The organism is Anabaenopsis sp. NIES-4685 (assembly GCF_059725405.1).
Genome location: NZ_AP043602.1, coordinates 4,561,203 through 4,578,073, shown reverse-complemented (window position 1 = coordinate 4,578,073; position 16,871 = coordinate 4,561,203). Strand labels below are relative to the sequence as shown.

Below are 16,871 nucleotides of genomic sequence, written 5' to 3'. Positions count from 1 at the left end.
CTTAGTTATTAATACAGTATTTTAATGTTGCTTTTGATAACGTCCAATCAATTGGGCTGTTGCCAAAATATGATTTGCCATCGCTGCTTCTAATTCTGCTTTGGTGATGCCAAAATCTAGCCCTAAAGGCGCATCTAGAGCGTAAAGTTTAAAAAAATAACGATGGGTACCACTGGGTGGACAAGGGGGAGTATAGCCCAATTGTCCAGTATCATTTTTACCCTGGATCCCACCCCCTGCTAGCAAGGGTTCTGTGGGTATCCCCTCCGGTAAGTTCCGGGTCTGGGGGGGTAAGTTAAAGAGAACCCAATGTACAAATGTGCGATTGGGAGCGTCGGGGTCATCCACAATTAAGGCAAAGCTACGGGTTTGAATGCTGACATCTTCCCACTTAAGTGAAGGAGAAATACCTTGACCTTCACAAGAAAATTTCATGGGAATCATACCATCTGCACAAAAGCTGTCACTTAGCAGTTTCATTTACACTCAAAGTCAAGAAATGTGGAAATTAAAAGTATCCTAAACATCAGAAAGTCTTTTCTCCTCTTCCTCTGGTTGTGTTATCTTGATTTATCGGCTCTATCCAAAAATTAGTAAATATACTCACTACAATTACTATGTTGGTCTTTGTAGATAAATTAGGCTATTGGAGAGTTTCATAAATGAAGATACTGGCGCTAAGTTGGGAATTTCCACCGAGGTTAGTGGGGGGAATTTCCCGCCATGTGGCGGAGTTATATCCAGAACTGGTAAAGTTAGGACATGAAATTTACCTGATTACCGCAGAGTTTGCTCAAGCATCGATGTATGAGCTGGTTGAAGGTATACAGGTGCATCGGGTACCAGTTGCACAAAGTCGCGATTTTTTCCACTGGGTAGGTAATCTTAACCAAAGTATGGGAGATCACGCTGGAAAAATAATTCTGGAGGAAGGACCGTTTGATTTAATTCACGCTCATGATTGGTTGGTAGGAGATGCGGCGATCGCTTTAAAGCATAACTTTAAAATCCCCCTGATTGCTACCATCCACGCCACTGAATACGGGCGACATAACGGTATTCACACGCCTATTCAAGGTTATATTCATCACAAAGAATACTTACTAGCCTATAACGCTTGGCGAATTATTGTCTGTACAGACTATATGCGGCGAGAGGTACAACAAGCCTTATACAGTCCTGCAGACAAAATAGATATCATTTATAACGGTATTCGACCAGAAAAGAAACAACACGACGAAAGCTTTCATCCCCAAGAGTTTCGCCGCCAATTTGCCGCCGACCATGAAAAAATTGTTTATTATGTGGGTCGCATGACATACGAGAAGGGTGTGTCTGTATTACTTAATGCTGCGCCCAAGGTGTTGTGGTCAATGGGTGGTAACGTTAAATTCGTAATTATTGGTGGGGGAAATACCGACCATCTCCAGCATCAAAACCTGGGAGTTGGGAATTTGGCATAAGTGTTATTTTACCGGCTTTCTCTCTGATAAATACTTGGATAAATTTCAAACCATTGCCGATTGTGCTGTTTTTCCTAGTCTTTATGAACCCTTTGGTATTGTGGCCTTAGAAAGTTTTGCTTCTCGCGTGCCAGTAGTAGTATCAGATACTGGCGGGTTTCCGGAAGTAGTCAAACATACGCAAACAGGGATTGTCACCCAAGTAAATAATCCCGACTCTTTGGCTTGGGGAATTTTAGAGGTTCTAGAACATCCCGGTTATCGCCAATGGTTGATTGATAATGCTTACAGGGATTTAGCCCAGCGGTTTAACTGGACAAAATTAGCCCAGCAAACACAAACAGTTTATCAGCGCGTCATCCAAGAGCGATCGCAAGTTGTCTGGCTTTAAAACCAACTATCTACACAGTGATTATGCGAGAATAACGCCGAGAAATAAAGATTACCCCTGGTTATACCGCGTAAAAAAACATTACAACCCCTATACGCTGGAAATTTCCCCCTTTTTGGTGCGAGAGTTAGCAATAATTGTGGTTTGCACCAGCAGCTTAGTATGACCAAGGTATTCCCAAGCATAGCAAAGTGGTTCAGGACTATCAGAACCATGTTGAGGAAGATGGGAACCGCCCTCATAGCATTCCTAAACCCCGACATCCCACCAGAAAAAACTTTAGATTTACGTCCCCCCTCAGTCACACCCTTAGCAGGGCCTGTGCATATTTTAGGTGGAGGCGGTCCAGATGTAGAAGAAGCCATTCAGTGGATGATTCATCAAGTCCGGGGATCAACTAGCTACTCCACCAAAGTTAATGTTGTCGTACTTCGTACTTCCGGTAGTGATGATTACAATCGCTTAATTTATAATATGCAGGGAGTCAAATATGTAGAGACTCTGGTAATTAGTAACCGACAGGATGCGAATAAATCCGAAATTATCGAAAAAGTCAAAAATGCGGACGTAATTTTCTTTGCAGGTGGCGACCAATGTGAGTATATCCGTAACTGGAAAAATACCAAATTAGAAGCTACCATTAAATCAGTTTATGCCAAAGGCGGCGGCATTGGCGGCACCAGCGCCGGGGCGATGATTCAAAGTGATTATGTCTATGATGCTTGCGCTTCCTCCCAAGAAGGTATTGAAACCAGAGAAGCTCTCGAAGACCCCTACCGAGACATCACCTTTACTTACAACTTTTTCCCGTGGAGTCATTTAACGGGGACGATCGTTGATACCCATTTTGACAGACGCAAAAGAATGGGGCGCATTATGGCTTTTATCGCCCGTCAAATCCAAGATGGCGTATCGAAGAGCGTTTTAGGGATAGCCATTAGCGAAGAAACATCTGTGACTGTCGATAAATTTGGTATGGCTAAAGTCATGGGTAGAGGCGCTGCATATTTCGTTTTAGGAGACCATCCCCCAGAAATATGCAAACCCCGCACACCTCTAACATATTACGACTATAAAATCTGGCGGGTTCCCTATGGTGATACCTTCAACTTAAGAAATCTCCCCACCAGAGGTTACTATCTCAGGAGTGTAAAACGGGGTCGGTTTGATTCTGACCCTTATTAATTGAGAACTTCACCCCAATTGCTGATGGGGTGACAAAGGAGGCTGAAAACAAGACAGTGTAAACAATGTAACAAGTCAATCAGACCAAGATAACTGCGGCTTATGAAGTCTGTATTGTAGCTTATTTTGTCGCCCCGTTAGGTATTTGGGTCAATTCCCCTTGCTTGTAACCTAGCTAAAAGAGCTTGCAATTCTTCCTCTTGGGTAGAATATCTATTACCATTTTCGTCATACCAATATAACCATTCCCTCGTTCTACCTTGATAATTTCCCTGTTCCTTCCCAATACCTAAACCTACTTCTGACATCCAAATTTTATCCCCTGGTTGAAGGATGTATTCACCATTAAATAAGCGATAAACTTCTAAACGTTGACGTTTGCGACGTAAGCGTGTAGGGGCATAAATAACATAATATAAAATACCTAATTCTGCATAGTCTAATTTCTTTTGCTCATATTCGTAATTGTAGGTTTGAGAAACAATTTCTAAGGCTAAAATTGGAGGAATACCATCTTCTTCCCAAAGTACATAACTAGAACGTCCATTTTCACCAACAAAGCGTTCCACTCCCAAACTTAAAAAGGCATCTGGGACTATGGCAGGTTTACTTCCTGTATAATAAATTCCCATATTAATCCCAAAAAACCAATCATCTCGCTTTTGCCAAATATTGACTAGGATCGCTAATAATAAATTGGGAATTAAAATTTGTAGTTCGTTATCCACTGGGGTATCGTCTGAATCTGGTAATTCTGCTGAAGAAGGTAAACAATGTAATGTATTGTAATTTAACATATAAGTCTCCTATTTGATTGTTGCGAAACTAGGTATATCTTGATTATTTGTTTCCTGTGTTCACTAATAATTATGGATTACATGATCACGAATCAAAATAAATTCCTATAAATAGTTATTTGTATTGCTATACTTCTACAATTTAAATAGAAGTTATGCTGGATTTTAGCAGCATTCAAGTTCTAATTTTAACTCCCCTCCTGGCTCGCAGCGGAGGGGGTGGGGTCCAATGACCCTAACCAATTAAGCGAACTTGAGAGAGCGTAAACTTTCCACAGTAGAAATAACCTGCTGTGCGACTATATCCATCTGTTCAGCAGTATTAAATCGTCCAATCCCAAACCGCAGGGAAGCATAAGCTAATTTTTCCGAGTGTCCCAAAGCTGTGAGTACATGGGAAGGTGCTGTACTGGTGGAGGAACAAGCAGAACCGGAGGAAACCGCCATCACCGGTTGTAACCCTAACAATAACGCCGCACCATCTACCCCCTCAATACTAATATTCAAATTTCCCGCTAGTCGCTGGGTGGGATGTCCGTTGAGGTGAATTCCCGATAACTGTGAGAGCTGTTCCCATAACCTTTGTCTGAGTTCCCCTAGGCGTTGATTTTCTGTTGCTTGGGAGGCGATCGCTATTTTCACAGCTTTACTAAAACCGACAATTTGCGGTGTATATAAAGTTCCCGAACGCATCCCCCGCTCATGTCCACCGCCATGTAGTTGCGGTGCGAGTTTAACTCTGGGGTTACGTCTGCGGACATATAAAGCCCCAATCCCCTTGGGTCCATATACTTTATGTGCGGTCAGGGACATCAAGTCAATTTTCATCCCCTGGACATCCAAGGGAATTTTACCAATGGCTTGGGCTGCATCTGTATGAAAAATGATATTTCTTTCCCTACAAATTTCCCCAATTTCTGCCAAGGGCTGTAATACACCTATTTCGTTATTAGCCGCCATGACTGATACTAAAATTGTATCAGGACGCAAGGCCTTTTCTAACTCAGTTAAATCAATTAAACCATCTGGCTGGACTGGGAGAATGGTAATATCAAATCCCAAAGATTTTAAATAATTACAAGGGTCAAGCACCGCACTATGTTCTGTCGCTACGGTGACAATATGCTGTCCCTGTTGAAAGTAAGCCTCAGCTACACCTTTAATGGCTAAATTATTGGCTTCTGTAGCACCACTGGTAAATACGATTTCTTCGGGTGTAGCATTAATAGCTGTGGCTAAAATTTCCCGTGCTTGTTTGACAGCTGCTTGCGCTTCCCAACCGTAAACATGACTAATACTAGATGGATTGCCAAAGTGTTCTGTAAAATAGGGCATCATGGCTGCTAATACCCGTTCATCTACAGGTGTAGTAGCGTGACAATCAAGATATATAGGACGGATAGACATAAACTAACTGCTTTGACTGAGTTTTTTTCAATAGTTATAATTTTGTCATCTCCTCCTTGGTTAATCCCAAGCTCCCCGACTTCTGATGTAGATGCTCGCTGAGTTGGGAGTTGATGAAAGAAGTCGGGGAGATCAAAGCGCTAATTCCCGTAACTTAGTCAATACTGCTTGTCCATGACCTTTAGTTTTAACATTGGGCCAGGTATGGGTAATTATCCCTTCGGGTGAGATGAGAAATGTTGACCGGGCTACACCCATATATTCTTTACCCATGAATTTCTTTAACCGCCAAGCGCCATAGGCTTCTATGGCCTGGTGTTCAGGGTCACTTAACAGGGTAATAGCTAAATTATGTTTGTCAATAAATTTACAATGAGCTTTTGTGGAATCTGGACTTATACCTAATATTTTGCCTCCCAGTTGGCTGAACTCGGGGGACAAGTCGGTAAAGTCCTTGGCTTCGGTGGTACAGCCAGGGGTATCATCTTTGGGGTAAAAATATAGTATAACCCACTGACCGGGAAAATCACTCAGGCTAACGGTATGATTATCTTGGTCAGGGATGGAGAAATTAGGCGCGAGTTGTCCGGTTTGGGGAATGTCACTCATTATGTATTGTAGATAGCCATCTGATCAAAATTTTACCTGTTTGAGGGGAGGTGAAAAATAGCCACAGGGAATTTTTTCATCTCCTGTGACAATATCTTAGTAAGTGGCTTTGGCGAAAAGAGCGCCTGAGCGTCAGATTTTCCACCCAACTTAAACACCACCATCATCAATAATGACATCTAAATTTAACTTTTTCCAGCAGTGGTATCCACTCTCACCAGTAGAAGATATTGATCCTCAACGACCAACACCAGTCACTCTGTTGGGAATTCGTTTAGTTATCTGGAAGCCTAAGTCATCTGAGACTTACCGGGTATTTTTAGACCAATGTCCCCACCGCCTCGCTCCTTTGAGTGAAGGACGTGTTGAGGAGAAAACTGGTAATTTAATGTGTAGTTATCATGGTTGGGAATTTGATTCTCAAGGGGTGTGTACTCACATTCCCCAAGCGGAAAACCCAGAAATTGTGACTAAAAATCAAAATAATTACTGTGCAATTTCACTACCAGTCCGCCAGGCTAATGATTTACTTTGGGTTTGGCCTGATGGGAACTCAGCAGCACAAGCGGCCAATACGCCCTTACCCCTGTCACCTCAAATAGATGCTAATAAAGGGTTTGTGTGGTCGTCTTATGTGCGGGATTTAGAATATGATTGGCAAACTTTAGTGGAAAATGTCGCAGATCCTAGTCATGTCCCTTTTACTCATCATGGGGTACAGGGTAAAAGAGAAAATGCCGTACCCATATCTATGGAGGTTGTACAATCCACTTCACAGTTAATTGAAACAGTGATTGATAGAGGTATGAAAACTACAATCACCTTTGTACCTCCTTGTCGTTTGGAGTATGCGATTACTTTAGGGGACTCTGGGGAGAAAAAACTGGGACTTGTCACCTACTGCATTCCTGTATCTCCAGGTAAGTCCAGAGTTGTCGCCCAATTTACCCGCAACTTTGCCAAAACACTCCACCAGATTATACCGCGGTGGTGGACTCATGTCAACACCCGTAATCTGGTACTGGATGGAGATATGATTATTTTACACCAGCAAGAAAAGTTTCTGCAAGACAAACAAGCATCTGCAAGCTGGAAGAGTATCTATAAACTAGCTACAGGTGCAGACCGTTTGGTAATTGAGTTTCGTAATTGGTTTGATCAGTATTGTGGCGGTCAGCTACCTTGGGAAGAAGTAGGAATTAGGATCGCACCTACCCCCATTAATGATCAGCGTGCTGTATTACTTGATCGCTATTCACAACACACTCGGCATTGTCGCAGTTGTCGTAACGCTCTTAAGGTTATACAACGCTTACAAGTGGGATTATTAGTATATAGTATAACTACTATTGCTGGAGTTGCTTTACTTCCTGATGCCCTGAGAATTAAGTTAGGTTTGCCCTTAGTAATCACAGCAGCATTAAGTATGGTTGGTTACTGCTGGTTGAAATTCCAGTTAGTGCCTCAGTTCTACTTTGTAGACTATATCCATCCCCAAAAGCAATAGTTGACCGTAATTATATATAAACTTAACATATGCGACGTGATTTTAGTAACCGCGATGAGTTAATAGCCTACCTGGGGGAACAATTCCCCCATGCAGCCCAAAGGGATGGTCATGTGAGTGAAACCGTGGGAGGGCGTAAAGCTGCACAGAAATTACTAAAACAAGTAAACCCGGTAAACTACGCGAAAACACGTAATTTTTTAAATGGGGCTGTCACCAGACTTTCACCCTATATTCGTTATGGAGTGTTAAGCTTGGGCGAGGTGCGGGATTATGTGTTAGCAAAAGTACAAGACCCCAAAGATGCGACTAAGCTAATTAATGAATTGGCTTGGCGTGACTATTGGCAGAGATTGTATATGAAACTAGGCGATCGCATATGGCAAGACCAAGAAGAATATAAAACTGGGTACACCCCAACAGACTACGCCCCCAACTTACCAGCAGACATCACCCAAAGCCAAACAGGAATGGTGTGTATAGATAGCTTTAGCCAGGAATTACGCTCAACCGGCTACTTACACAACCATATGCGGATGTGGCTAGCCGCTTATATTGTCCATTGGCGGCGCATTCGTTGGCAAGCCGGAGCCGAATGGTTTTTACAACACTTGTTAGATGGTGACCCAGCTAGTAATAACATGTCATGGCAATGGGTAGCCAGCACCTTTAGCCATAAACCCTATTTTTTCAACCGTGAAAACTTAGAACGCTATACCAAAGGTGTTTATTGTCGCCAGTGTAACCTTCATGGTCATTGTGACTTGGAAGGTAGCTATGAACAATTAGAAAAGAGACTGTTTCCCCGGGGTAAATTTACCAAAAACCCCAATAGTCAAAGTTGGCAACAAGGCAAAAGAAGTAAAAAATGAGTCAAACAATAGTTTGGGTACATGGGGACTCACTGAGTTCACAAACCGGAGCATTACAACAATACCCCCATGCTCCAGCCATCTGGGTATGGGATGATGCCTTAATTGAACAATGGCAAATCAGCCTCAAACGGATCACATTTATTTATGAATGCCTATTAGAGCTCCCAGTCACCATTCGCCGTGGTAACGTAGCCCAAGAAATTGTAGCATTTGCCCAAGAACATCATGCCGATGTAGTAGCCACAGCAGCCAGTCCCAGCCCCAGATTTAAGCATATTTGCCACCAAATAGAAACATCATTAACTTTAGAAGTCTGGGAAACCGAACCATTCTTAGAATACGATGGCTATATAGACCTGAAAAGATTCTCCCGGTATTGGAAAGTAGCAGAACAACAGCTTTTTGAGTGAACTTAGCCTTTGCGCCCCTTTGCGCCGGACTTTGCGCCCCTTTGCGTTTAAATATTTGCCCCCTCAGAAAAAATGCCAAAAACACTTGCTGAAGCTCAAAATCTACTTTCCGACCTCATCACCCGCTACTCATACCGAGTAGACTATTTACTGATTCGCCTAGAGCAAGCAGAAGGAACCGACATTTTGTTGCGCGGTGACAAAATAGAAACCCTCAGCGAAAGCATTTCTATAGGCGGACATATTCGAGCTTGTTATAAAGGTGGCTGGGGCTTCAGTAGTTTTAATGAGTTAGGGACAATTAAAGAACGCATGGAAGAAGCGATCGCAGCTGCTAAGATGATAGGTGATGAACAAACTATACTAGCCCCCATTGAAGCAGTACAAGCAGTATACCAGCTACCCCTGACCGGGAGTGACCCCCGTCAAATTCCCATTGGGCAGAAAAAAGAACTGTGCGATCGCTATACTGATGTATTAAAAAGCTTTGATCATCGCATTACCAACACTTCAGTCCGCTATGCTGACAGCGCGCAAAAAGTGATTATTGCTACCTCAGAAGGAACTCTGATCGAGCAATCTTGGGTAGATATGGAAATGCGGTTTGCCGCCACAGCCAGAAACGGCGCTATTGTGCAAACAGGCAGGGAAACTACCGGTTCTCGCCAGGCTTACGAAGATTTAACTGCTTTCGATGAACAAGTTAAAAGTGCCGCCCAAAGAGCTGTTGCTGCCTTAACTCTACCATCAGTAAAAGGCAATACCTACACAGTGGTCATCGACCCTGTGCTGACAGGTTTATTTGTTCACGAAGCCTTTGGACATCTTTCTGAAGCCGATATGGCTTACGAAAACCCAGACCTATTGGAAGTCATGAGCATGGGACGGCGGTTTGGGCCAGAAGAACTACAAATTTTTGATGGTGCCGCTCCCCTGGGGCATCGTGGTAGCTATTTGTATGATGATGAAGGTACACCTAGTACAACTACGCAACTGATTCAAGATGGTATTTTGGTAGGACGTTTACATTCTCGTGAAACCGCCGGCAAGTTAGAAGAAGCCCCCACCGGTAATGCTCGTTGTCTTAATTATCAGTTTAACCCCATTGTGCGGATGACTAACACCTGGATTGCCCGGGGAAAAACCCCAGTTGCAGATTTATTTACTGATCTCAAACAAGGTGTATATGCCCGTAACTGGCTAGGTGGTATGACCAACGGGGAAATGTTCACCTTTACTGCAGGAGAAGCGTGGATGATTAGAAACGGTAAACTAGCCGAACCCGTCAGGGATGTGACACTTTCGGGTAACGTTTTCCAAACCCTGGCGGATATTGAATCCGTGGGTGATGACTTTTATTGGGATGAGTCTGGTGGTTGCGGTAAAGGTGGACAGAATGGCTTACCTGTTGGTTGTGGTGGTCCGAGTCTGCGAATTCGTGATGTGGTAGTTGGAGGGGAAACCTGAAGCTCCACCTCCGCTAAACTCGCCACTGTTAATTTGATTCTTCTAAATTTGATTCTTCTAAATTAGAGTTCGTTCTTTCCTCTCGCACTTGGCGCAACTGTTGTATTAATTTTTCACTAGATTCTAGAGTGGAAGACAGCGAACTATTATTAGGTTCGGGTGTAGTCTTGGCAGTAACAGCCTGTGCAGGTGCTGACTGCTCATTGGGGACTCGCAGTTCCGGTAATGGTTTGACGGTAGTTGCAGCAGTGTTACCGTCTTTTTTGAAACTGAGATTGAATGGATAAATGCTGACTTGTTGATCTCCTCGAGGAGACTTAGTAGCAAAATATTCTCTGGCCTTTGATTGCAACTCAGTAGAAACTAATCCCTTGGGGAATTTAATATCTAAAACCTGCCCTTCAGTACCCACCACTAAGAAACCCCACACTCTGCCTTCAAGCCGGGGCTGATTGACGGCAATGGTGTCGTGAATAACTGGTTTTTGTTGGGAATTGGGGTAGTCTTGCTGAATTTCCTCTCTGATATCCTGATGTGAGTTCAAGTGGGCGATCGCGCCTCGCGCAGTGCCGGAGTCTATCGCTCCCCGGGCTGCATTTACTTTCTCGACAGGGGTCTCTGGTTTTGTGTTCCTAGATTCCGACTGCAAGGGAGTGCTTTGATGACTCGGTTGCTCAGGTTGTTGTCGGCTTTCCTGAAGACGAGCTATGAGGGCTTGATTTCGACGACTTTCACCGGCATTATTCACTGCTGCGGTGGTAGGGCGGGTATTTGGTAAATCCCCTGGTACTGGAGATGGAGTTAGTTTTGGCAATCCTTCTACAGGTATTGGTTTCACTGCCACTTGTATTTCGCTGTGATTAAAAGTTCGCGTAGAAGGGGTGAATTTTTGAGCGGCAGCATTAAAATTAGAGGTAAATCGATATTGCTCTCCAGGAACCTCAGATTCAACCCTAGGGGCTGGTATAGGTGTAGCAGTCCTCTGGGGCGAGGAAACATTCCGATTAGGAGGAGGAACAACCTGATAATTCAGTGTTGTCCTCATTGGCGGCAAGACAGGTTGGGTATAAGCAGATGATGGTAACGGCGGTCTACTTCTAGGCATATCCAGATTCGGAGGCGGAAGTGGCGGTCTTGGAGGTAGTGACCATTCTGCAGGTAGTGACGGTAGGGATGTTTCAGGCGGTATTTTGGGATTTTCTGGCAGACGCGCTTGATCAGCTTGGCTTAATTCCAAGATACCAACTGATTTGGCTACTTCTGATGGTTGAGATGAATTAGAATCTACAGGCATCAATGGTACAATCAACGCAATAGCACCGTGGATGCCAAGAGAGGCTATTACTGCTATCCCAGTTGGTCGGCTGAGAATTTCCGGTATATTTTTTAGCAGGGAGACGTAGGACATAGCTGTTATCGTTCACTCGGCTGGGTTGCGGTTGACTAGCAAAGCAATTTTATCTTAACTACAAGAGATGCATCCTGCTCAAAATCATGACTTCCTATGCCGGGACTCAAAATGTCGCAATAGGGTGGTTTTCAAGTTTCTAACTTTTCCATGAGACCGGGGACAATCACCATTATTGAACTGCAATTTTTATGAGGAGTTGCACAATATGGACACTGAATCTAAGGTAGTTGCCACTGGTCGCTATGGCATCAGGCTAAATATATAACTATATCTATTGCAGTTGCTGCTCTGATTAGCCAACTATCTTAGCTTGATTTACGTTCTTTTGGCAGGGGAATTTATAAATTACGCCTAGGCTTTGTCATTATACCACATTAAGCCAAGGGTACTTCCTCCACCTCCGGTAAAGTTTCCAGAGACAGGCGAGTTGAAGGGCTACCACCGGATAAACGCTTTAATAAGTTGGGTCTGGGGTCGTGTAACAAGTATATAATGCGATCGCCTACTAACCATTCTTGACTAGCTGGCACTACCTGTAGACGGTTTTCTCTTTCCAGCAACAACGGAATCAAATCTCCGCTCTTAATCTTGTCTTGGATACGCTCTTGTTGTTTGGTAAATTCGGGAGCATTGAGTGTAGTTGTCCCCAACTTCACTCTGCCATCGTTGAGATACTCATTCCAAGTCTTAATGGCTAACTCCGTGCTAAAAGCTTGGTTAACCTTGTGACTAGAACTAGAATTAGCTTGGGGTTTCCGGGGAAACACTGCCAAAACACGCGGCGGGCTAAATTCTTCAGCCGCCCGTTGAGCCAAGACAAAATTCACCTCACCATTATTGGTCATAGCCAGGAAAGTTCCCACAGAAGCCAGTCCAGCTTCCTCCAAAACAGAAACATCCAATCCACTGCTAGAAATCACCGGAATATCTTCCGCCGCTGCTTTGGCACAACGTTCTTGGTCAGTATCAATCATGACTACTTTTTCTCCCCGTTCATGAAAGAAACGCGCAACCAACAAGCTCAAGGGATTACAACCCACAATCACCGCCCCTGTGGCATCCTTAGAGGTGATACGCAGCCATTTAGCAATTGTTCCGGCTGTTAACCCTTGGCAAACCACCGTCATGATAATTGTCAAGAACACCAGAGCTTTGATAGCATCACCACCATTAATACCCCGCTGTGTCAACGCAATGGCAAACAAAGAGGCCACAGAAGCACTGACAATACCCCTAGGAGCCACCCAACTTAAAAATACTTTCTGTCGCCAATTCAGGTTACTGTTCCAAGTACAGCAAAGAATGTTAACGGGGCGAACCACGAACATAAGCACTAAAACAGTCAATACACTGCCCCAACCCAAAGCAAACACACTGGCAATGGAAAGGTCTGCCGCCAGGAGAATAAATAGCACCGACACCCCCAGAATTGTCAGCTGACCTTTAAAGCTGCGTAATAGACGCTCTTCTGGCACTGAGGAGTTAGCAAATACCGCACCAGCGATGACCGTAGTCATAATTCCTGATTCACTCCTAATCGTCTGTGCCAAGGTAAATAGACCCCACAGAATCGCCAGCACCACTAGGTTTTTTAACTCTGATGAGAGAAAATTAGCGCGTTTGAAAATCAAGCTCATCAAGTAGCCCCCGGCTCCACCAATTGCCGCACCAATTCCCAGACGCATCAGTAAGCCGATGATGGCATTTATGGGGTCAGCATCGCCGTTAGTAATGGTGTCGAGGACGACGAATGCCAGAATAGCCCCTACAGGGTCGATTAAAACTCCTTCTCCTTCTAAAATAGTTGCCACTTGACGATCTACGTTGATTTGTTTGAGCAGGGGACTGATGACAGTTGGCCCTGTGACTACAATGATGGAGCCGTAGAGAAAGGCTATATTCCAAGGAAATTCCCCCAGCCAGTGGGCTGCCATACTACCGCCAATTAATGTAATCAGTGTTCCCAGGGTGACCAGCAATTGTAGGCTAACTGACACTCTCCCCAGTTCCTCTATATCCAAATTGAGTCCGCCTTCAAATAAAATTATTGCCGTTGCTAGGGCAACAATCACTTCCAGACCAGCACCAAGGACATGAGGATGCAACAATCCCAGCCCATCGGAGCCTAGCAGAATGCCTAGTAGTAATAACAAGACAATACTCGGTAAGCGGAAGTATGCAGCCAAGACCTGGGCGGTAATGCCTGCAACAACCACGCTGACCATTTGTAGGGTGATTTCAAAAGATGCTTCCATGTTGTAGATTTTGAGCTATGTATTTCAAAATCTTTTGTAAAGAATGGTAAATATTACTTCTACAGCGTACAACATCCCATCCTTTGTCCCCAGCGAAATCCAGAGTTTTTTCATACTTAGTCGTCTATCTGACTTGAATGGCTGACTGCTAGGGCAAAAATTCCACAGTCCTCTAGTTAGTATCAAACACTGGTGAAAAATCAACAGCTACATTCATCGCTGCTCATCCTATGGCTTTGTGTTCTGGATGCACAAACTCCAATATCAGCTATGTATTGTCGTCCATCTTAGCCGGGAAAATTTTTTTTGCAAAACCTATTGACATCCACTAGAAAAGTAATTAGTATATATAAAGTCTGAGTCTTAAGCCCCCATCGTCTAGAGGCCTAGGACACCTCCCTTTCACGGAGGCGACGGGGATTCGAATTCCCCTGGGGGTATTCCACAAATATAAACCAAAATAATCTTGTTGATATTTAATCAGCCTTTTCTGCGAAAAGGCTGATTATTTTTGAGGCAGAAAAATACTGAATGAATGCTCAGGGTCTATTCAGCAGTTTGCCATAACTCCTCTACACGCTGGTGAATAGCTAAAAGATTTAACCGCAAATCATCGCTGAGGCGACGTTCCAGGATTGTGATTGGCATCGTTAGTTTGGGGCAAACTTGAATGGTATAACACAAGGTAGTTCCAAATTCCTCACCCCGGGAATCAGGCTCTAAACACCAGATACCAGAAAAGTCCTTAAAATCTCCCTCTACCATCGAGAAATTAATCTGTTTAGGGAACTGTTCTTCCAAATCCAAAACCACACGGGCGCAAAAATTGAACTTGAGTAAGCGCACAGAGCCGATTTGTTCTAGTCGAATACCACCGTGAGGATGCTCTAACAAGCAACTTTGAGCCAGATTGGGAATGAATTCAGACAAGGCTTCATAGTCTGTTAGCACTTTCCAAATCCGTTCAACAGGGTGAGGAATTTGGATCTTAGCCGCAATTTTTCGCTTTCTTTCGGCTATTTTCTCAATTTTAACTGCCACCTCTGGTAAAGTAACTGGCTCAACAGCCAAATTGTTTTCTAGACCTGTTTCATCTCCAGCAGGGCACAGAGCAAGGTTTTCTCGGATTTTTGATTTTTCAGTCACTTTCGGAATTTGGTTGGCTTTGATCGGGAAATTTGGCCACATTCAGGATGAAACAAATTTCCCTCTTGTGGGAAATTTGATCTGGGAAGACACTCTCAACGGCGATCGCCCCATTCCACACAAAGTCATGGGACTCACCAGCTTTAAGGATAAGACAATTTTAACAAAATATGTGCCCATGAAATTTATGCTCTTATTCTGAATGCAGCCTCCCGGAAATGGGCTGCATCCACGGAAATTTCCCACTAAGGGGCTAAACTTTCTACACTCAAGGGAACCATATCACCATTTCTAGTTAGTCCTAAAAACATCGATTCTTGGGGATGAATTAATTGACCCGTCAGTACACAATGTTCTTCTTTCTCAGCTGTAGCAGGTACACTAGCTCGAATATCGGAGCGGGAAAATCCTGGTTTCCACTCACCTGATTTTTGTTGTACATAGTTCCAGAGGATCTCTCTAATCAAGGCTTGATATCCCTGGTTATGGGCTATTTCTTTAAGTTTATCTTTGAGTTCCCTTTCTAGGCGGATACTGGTAACTTCCATTTCAGTAGTGGGAGTGCGAGCGATCGCATGCATAACTTTTGCTCCTTCCATTTGTGGACAGTCTAGTAATACAAGTGTAGTATCTTTAGAGAAATGTTAAAATAGATAAAAGCTGTTAAAGTAGTGTACTTATCTTTCACACCACTCCCTTGTCACAACCAATCAACATTAATGAGTCAGTAATAATACATCACAAGCTGGATTTAGGGACACTGACAGGGGGATCTTGAGCGTCTACTTTAGGAAGATACAGGTGAGATAATATATTGAATTTTCCAGATCATACCTGCAACCAAAACACAGCTAAATTGGTTTGAAGTTCGTCTACCTCAAGATTGATTAACGGACAAATATAGACCAATATAAATCAAATAAATTCAAATAAATTCAAATAAATTCAAATAAATTTCATTCTCCGGGTTGATACAAGTGTGAGTGATTTACTCATAAAATAGTACTGAGACATAAAAAAGGAGAATTTACTAAGTAAGTCAAGCTATTTCATAACGTAACCAATCAAAGAGCACATATTAATAAATAAAGCCTTTTTCAGGCTCATGAAGTACACACCAATTCCCTATTCCCTATTCCCTGTTCCCTCAAACTAAAAAAATTGTACCTCACGAGCATGGGAAATGCTATAAATAATTTCACACCCATTCTTTACTACTAAAGGTATTCATTGCTCATTAGTATGTGCAACCATCACGGTGTTAAAGCTGTTATTGAGGATTGAAGATGAAGAATTATCATGTGATTTTATCCATTTTACACCCAGTGCGTTTTATAATTGTGGCTTCTGCCTGTGTCCTGCTATTTTTCTCCAGCGCCTCAGCTGCTTTTGCCATCAGTAGTTATCAAAGTGATCCTCAAGAAGGCCCGACACAGCTTCTGGAAACGCAACGCCAAACTGACGAGGTAGCTAAATCCAAACCATTGGGACTCAAAGAAACTCAAGAAAAGTCAATCAAAGGACTCAATGAAGTTCAGGGAGACGCTGACATAGACAAGATGAAGACCCCTGAAAATTCACAGAGTTCAACTTCAGTAGAACAGAATGTTAAGAACCTTCTGGAAAAAGTGACAGGTAATTAGAAATACATTAGCGTTTGTACCCCGGTTGTTTGAATTAATCGGGGGTTTTAAATATGAATTTTTTATCTGTTTGTCTACTTACCATGTAGAGAAGATACAAGTGAGCAAAATAGCAAAATAGAGTTTTGTGGGACTTGTACACAGTGAGATTATATTATAATATAATCAATATAAAATCAGGAATTTTCTGGCTCTTGTAGTTTTCGGTGCAAACGGAAAAATGGGTGAGCATTTACCAAGACTTACTATATAAGTAAATCCCCAATCCCAATTCAGTGTTTTCTACCATGATTGAGCGAGAGCCA

The 16,871-nt window shown here is 43.2% G+C and carries 14 protein-coding genes, 1 tRNA gene and 1 pseudogene; 8 read left to right on the top strand and 8 right to left on the bottom strand.

Going from position 1 to position 16,871, the window contains the following annotated elements; genetic code table 11:
• Positions 1–21: 21 nt before the first annotated feature.
• Positions 22–480, bottom strand: coding sequence for a YbhB/YbcL family Raf kinase inhibitor-like protein (locus tag AC6IZ0_RS19835; protein ID WP_280801879.1), 459 nt, complete (start codon positions 478–480; stop codon positions 22–24).
• A gap of 182 nt (positions 481–662) precedes the next feature.
• On the opposite strand from AC6IZ0_RS19835, the pseudogene AC6IZ0_RS19830 reads away from it, so the two are divergent.
• A pseudogene (locus AC6IZ0_RS19830) lies at positions 663–1,854 on the top strand (glycosyltransferase family 4 protein).
• A 213-nt stretch (positions 1,855–2,067) separates the two neighbouring features.
• Entirely contained in the window at positions 2,068–3,039 is a 972-nt protein-coding gene (locus tag AC6IZ0_RS19825; RefSeq protein WP_417006620.1) for a cyanophycinase, read from the top strand.
• Between the two features lie 137 nt (positions 3,040–3,176).
• On the opposite strand, the gene AC6IZ0_RS19820 is transcribed toward AC6IZ0_RS19825, so the two are convergent.
• From AC6IZ0_RS19820 to bcp, 3 genes are all read right to left on the bottom strand, one after another.
• Positions 3,177–3,836 carry a Uma2 family endonuclease gene (locus AC6IZ0_RS19820; protein WP_271734969.1) on the bottom strand — a complete coding sequence of 220 codons (660 nt, stop codon included), beginning with the start codon at positions 3,834–3,836 and terminating at the stop codon, positions 3,177–3,179.
• A gap of 243 nt (positions 3,837–4,079) precedes the next feature.
• Positions 4,080–5,243 (bottom strand): cysteine desulfurase family protein, encoded by a 1,164-nt coding sequence (locus AC6IZ0_RS19815; RefSeq protein WP_497724540.1) that lies wholly within the window; start codon positions 5,241–5,243, stop codon positions 4,080–4,082.
• Positions 5,244–5,375: 132 nt separating this feature from the next.
• A complete protein-coding gene (gene bcp / locus AC6IZ0_RS19810) occupies positions 5,376–5,852 on the bottom strand; it encodes a thioredoxin-dependent thiol peroxidase (RefSeq protein ID WP_497724538.1) in 477 nt (158 codons plus the stop codon).
• A 172-nt stretch (positions 5,853–6,024) separates the two neighbouring features.
• Here bcp and AC6IZ0_RS19805 point away from each other — a divergent pair, with 172 nt between their 5' ends.
• From AC6IZ0_RS19805 to AC6IZ0_RS19790, 4 genes are all read left to right on the top strand, one after another.
• On the top strand, positions 6,025–7,359 hold the full coding sequence (locus AC6IZ0_RS19805; protein WP_497724536.1) for an aromatic ring-hydroxylating dioxygenase subunit alpha: 1,335 nt from the start codon (positions 6,025–6,027) through the stop codon (positions 7,357–7,359).
• A 29-nt stretch (positions 7,360–7,388) separates the two neighbouring features.
• A complete protein-coding gene (locus tag AC6IZ0_RS19800) occupies positions 7,389–8,231 on the top strand; it encodes an FAD-binding domain-containing protein (protein ID WP_497724534.1) in 843 nt (280 codons plus the stop codon).
• Positions 8,228–8,644: a hypothetical protein gene (locus AC6IZ0_RS19795; protein ID WP_497724532.1), complete on the top strand. Its 417-nt coding sequence runs from the start codon at positions 8,228–8,230 to the stop codon at positions 8,642–8,644. Before AC6IZ0_RS19800 ends, AC6IZ0_RS19795 begins: the two co-directional genes overlap by 4 nt.
• Before the next feature lie 72 nt (positions 8,645–8,716).
• The gene (locus AC6IZ0_RS19790; protein WP_497724531.1) at positions 8,717–10,111 is read left to right on the top strand and encodes a TldD/PmbA family protein; all 1,395 of its coding nucleotides are present in this window, start codon (positions 8,717–8,719) and stop codon (positions 10,109–10,111) included.
• Positions 10,112–10,139: 28 nt separating this feature from the next.
• Here AC6IZ0_RS19790 and AC6IZ0_RS19785 read toward each other — a convergent pair whose 3' ends face one another.
• Positions 10,140–11,519, bottom strand: coding sequence for a hypothetical protein (locus tag AC6IZ0_RS19785; protein ID WP_497724530.1), 1,380 nt, complete (start codon positions 11,517–11,519; stop codon positions 10,140–10,142).
• A gap of 377 nt (positions 11,520–11,896) precedes the next feature.
• Positions 11,897–13,777, bottom strand: coding sequence for a cation:proton antiporter (locus tag AC6IZ0_RS19780; protein WP_271730729.1), 1,881 nt, complete (start codon positions 13,775–13,777; stop codon positions 11,897–11,899).
• A gap of 367 nt (positions 13,778–14,144) precedes the next feature.
• Between AC6IZ0_RS19780 and AC6IZ0_RS19775 the strand changes: the two genes are divergently transcribed.
• Positions 14,145–14,217, top strand: a tRNA-Glu gene (locus AC6IZ0_RS19775).
• Between the two features lie 106 nt (positions 14,218–14,323).
• Here the strand turns inward: AC6IZ0_RS19775 and AC6IZ0_RS19770 are convergent.
• Both AC6IZ0_RS19770 and AC6IZ0_RS19765 read right to left on the bottom strand, forming a co-directional pair.
• Positions 14,324–14,923, bottom strand: coding sequence for an SRPBCC family protein (locus AC6IZ0_RS19770; protein ID WP_271730728.1), 600 nt, complete (start codon positions 14,921–14,923; stop codon positions 14,324–14,326).
• Positions 14,924–15,168: 245 nt separating this feature from the next.
• On the bottom strand, positions 15,169–15,504 hold the full coding sequence (locus AC6IZ0_RS19765; RefSeq protein ID WP_497726111.1) for a ribbon-helix-helix domain-containing protein: 336 nt from the start codon (positions 15,502–15,504) through the stop codon (positions 15,169–15,171).
• A gap of 705 nt (positions 15,505–16,209) precedes the next feature.
• Between AC6IZ0_RS19765 and AC6IZ0_RS19760 the strand changes: the two genes are divergently transcribed.
• On the top strand, positions 16,210–16,566 hold the full coding sequence (locus tag AC6IZ0_RS19760; RefSeq protein ID WP_271730726.1) for a hypothetical protein: 357 nt from the start codon (positions 16,210–16,212) through the stop codon (positions 16,564–16,566).
• The last annotated feature ends 305 nt before the right edge of the window (positions 16,567–16,871 follow it).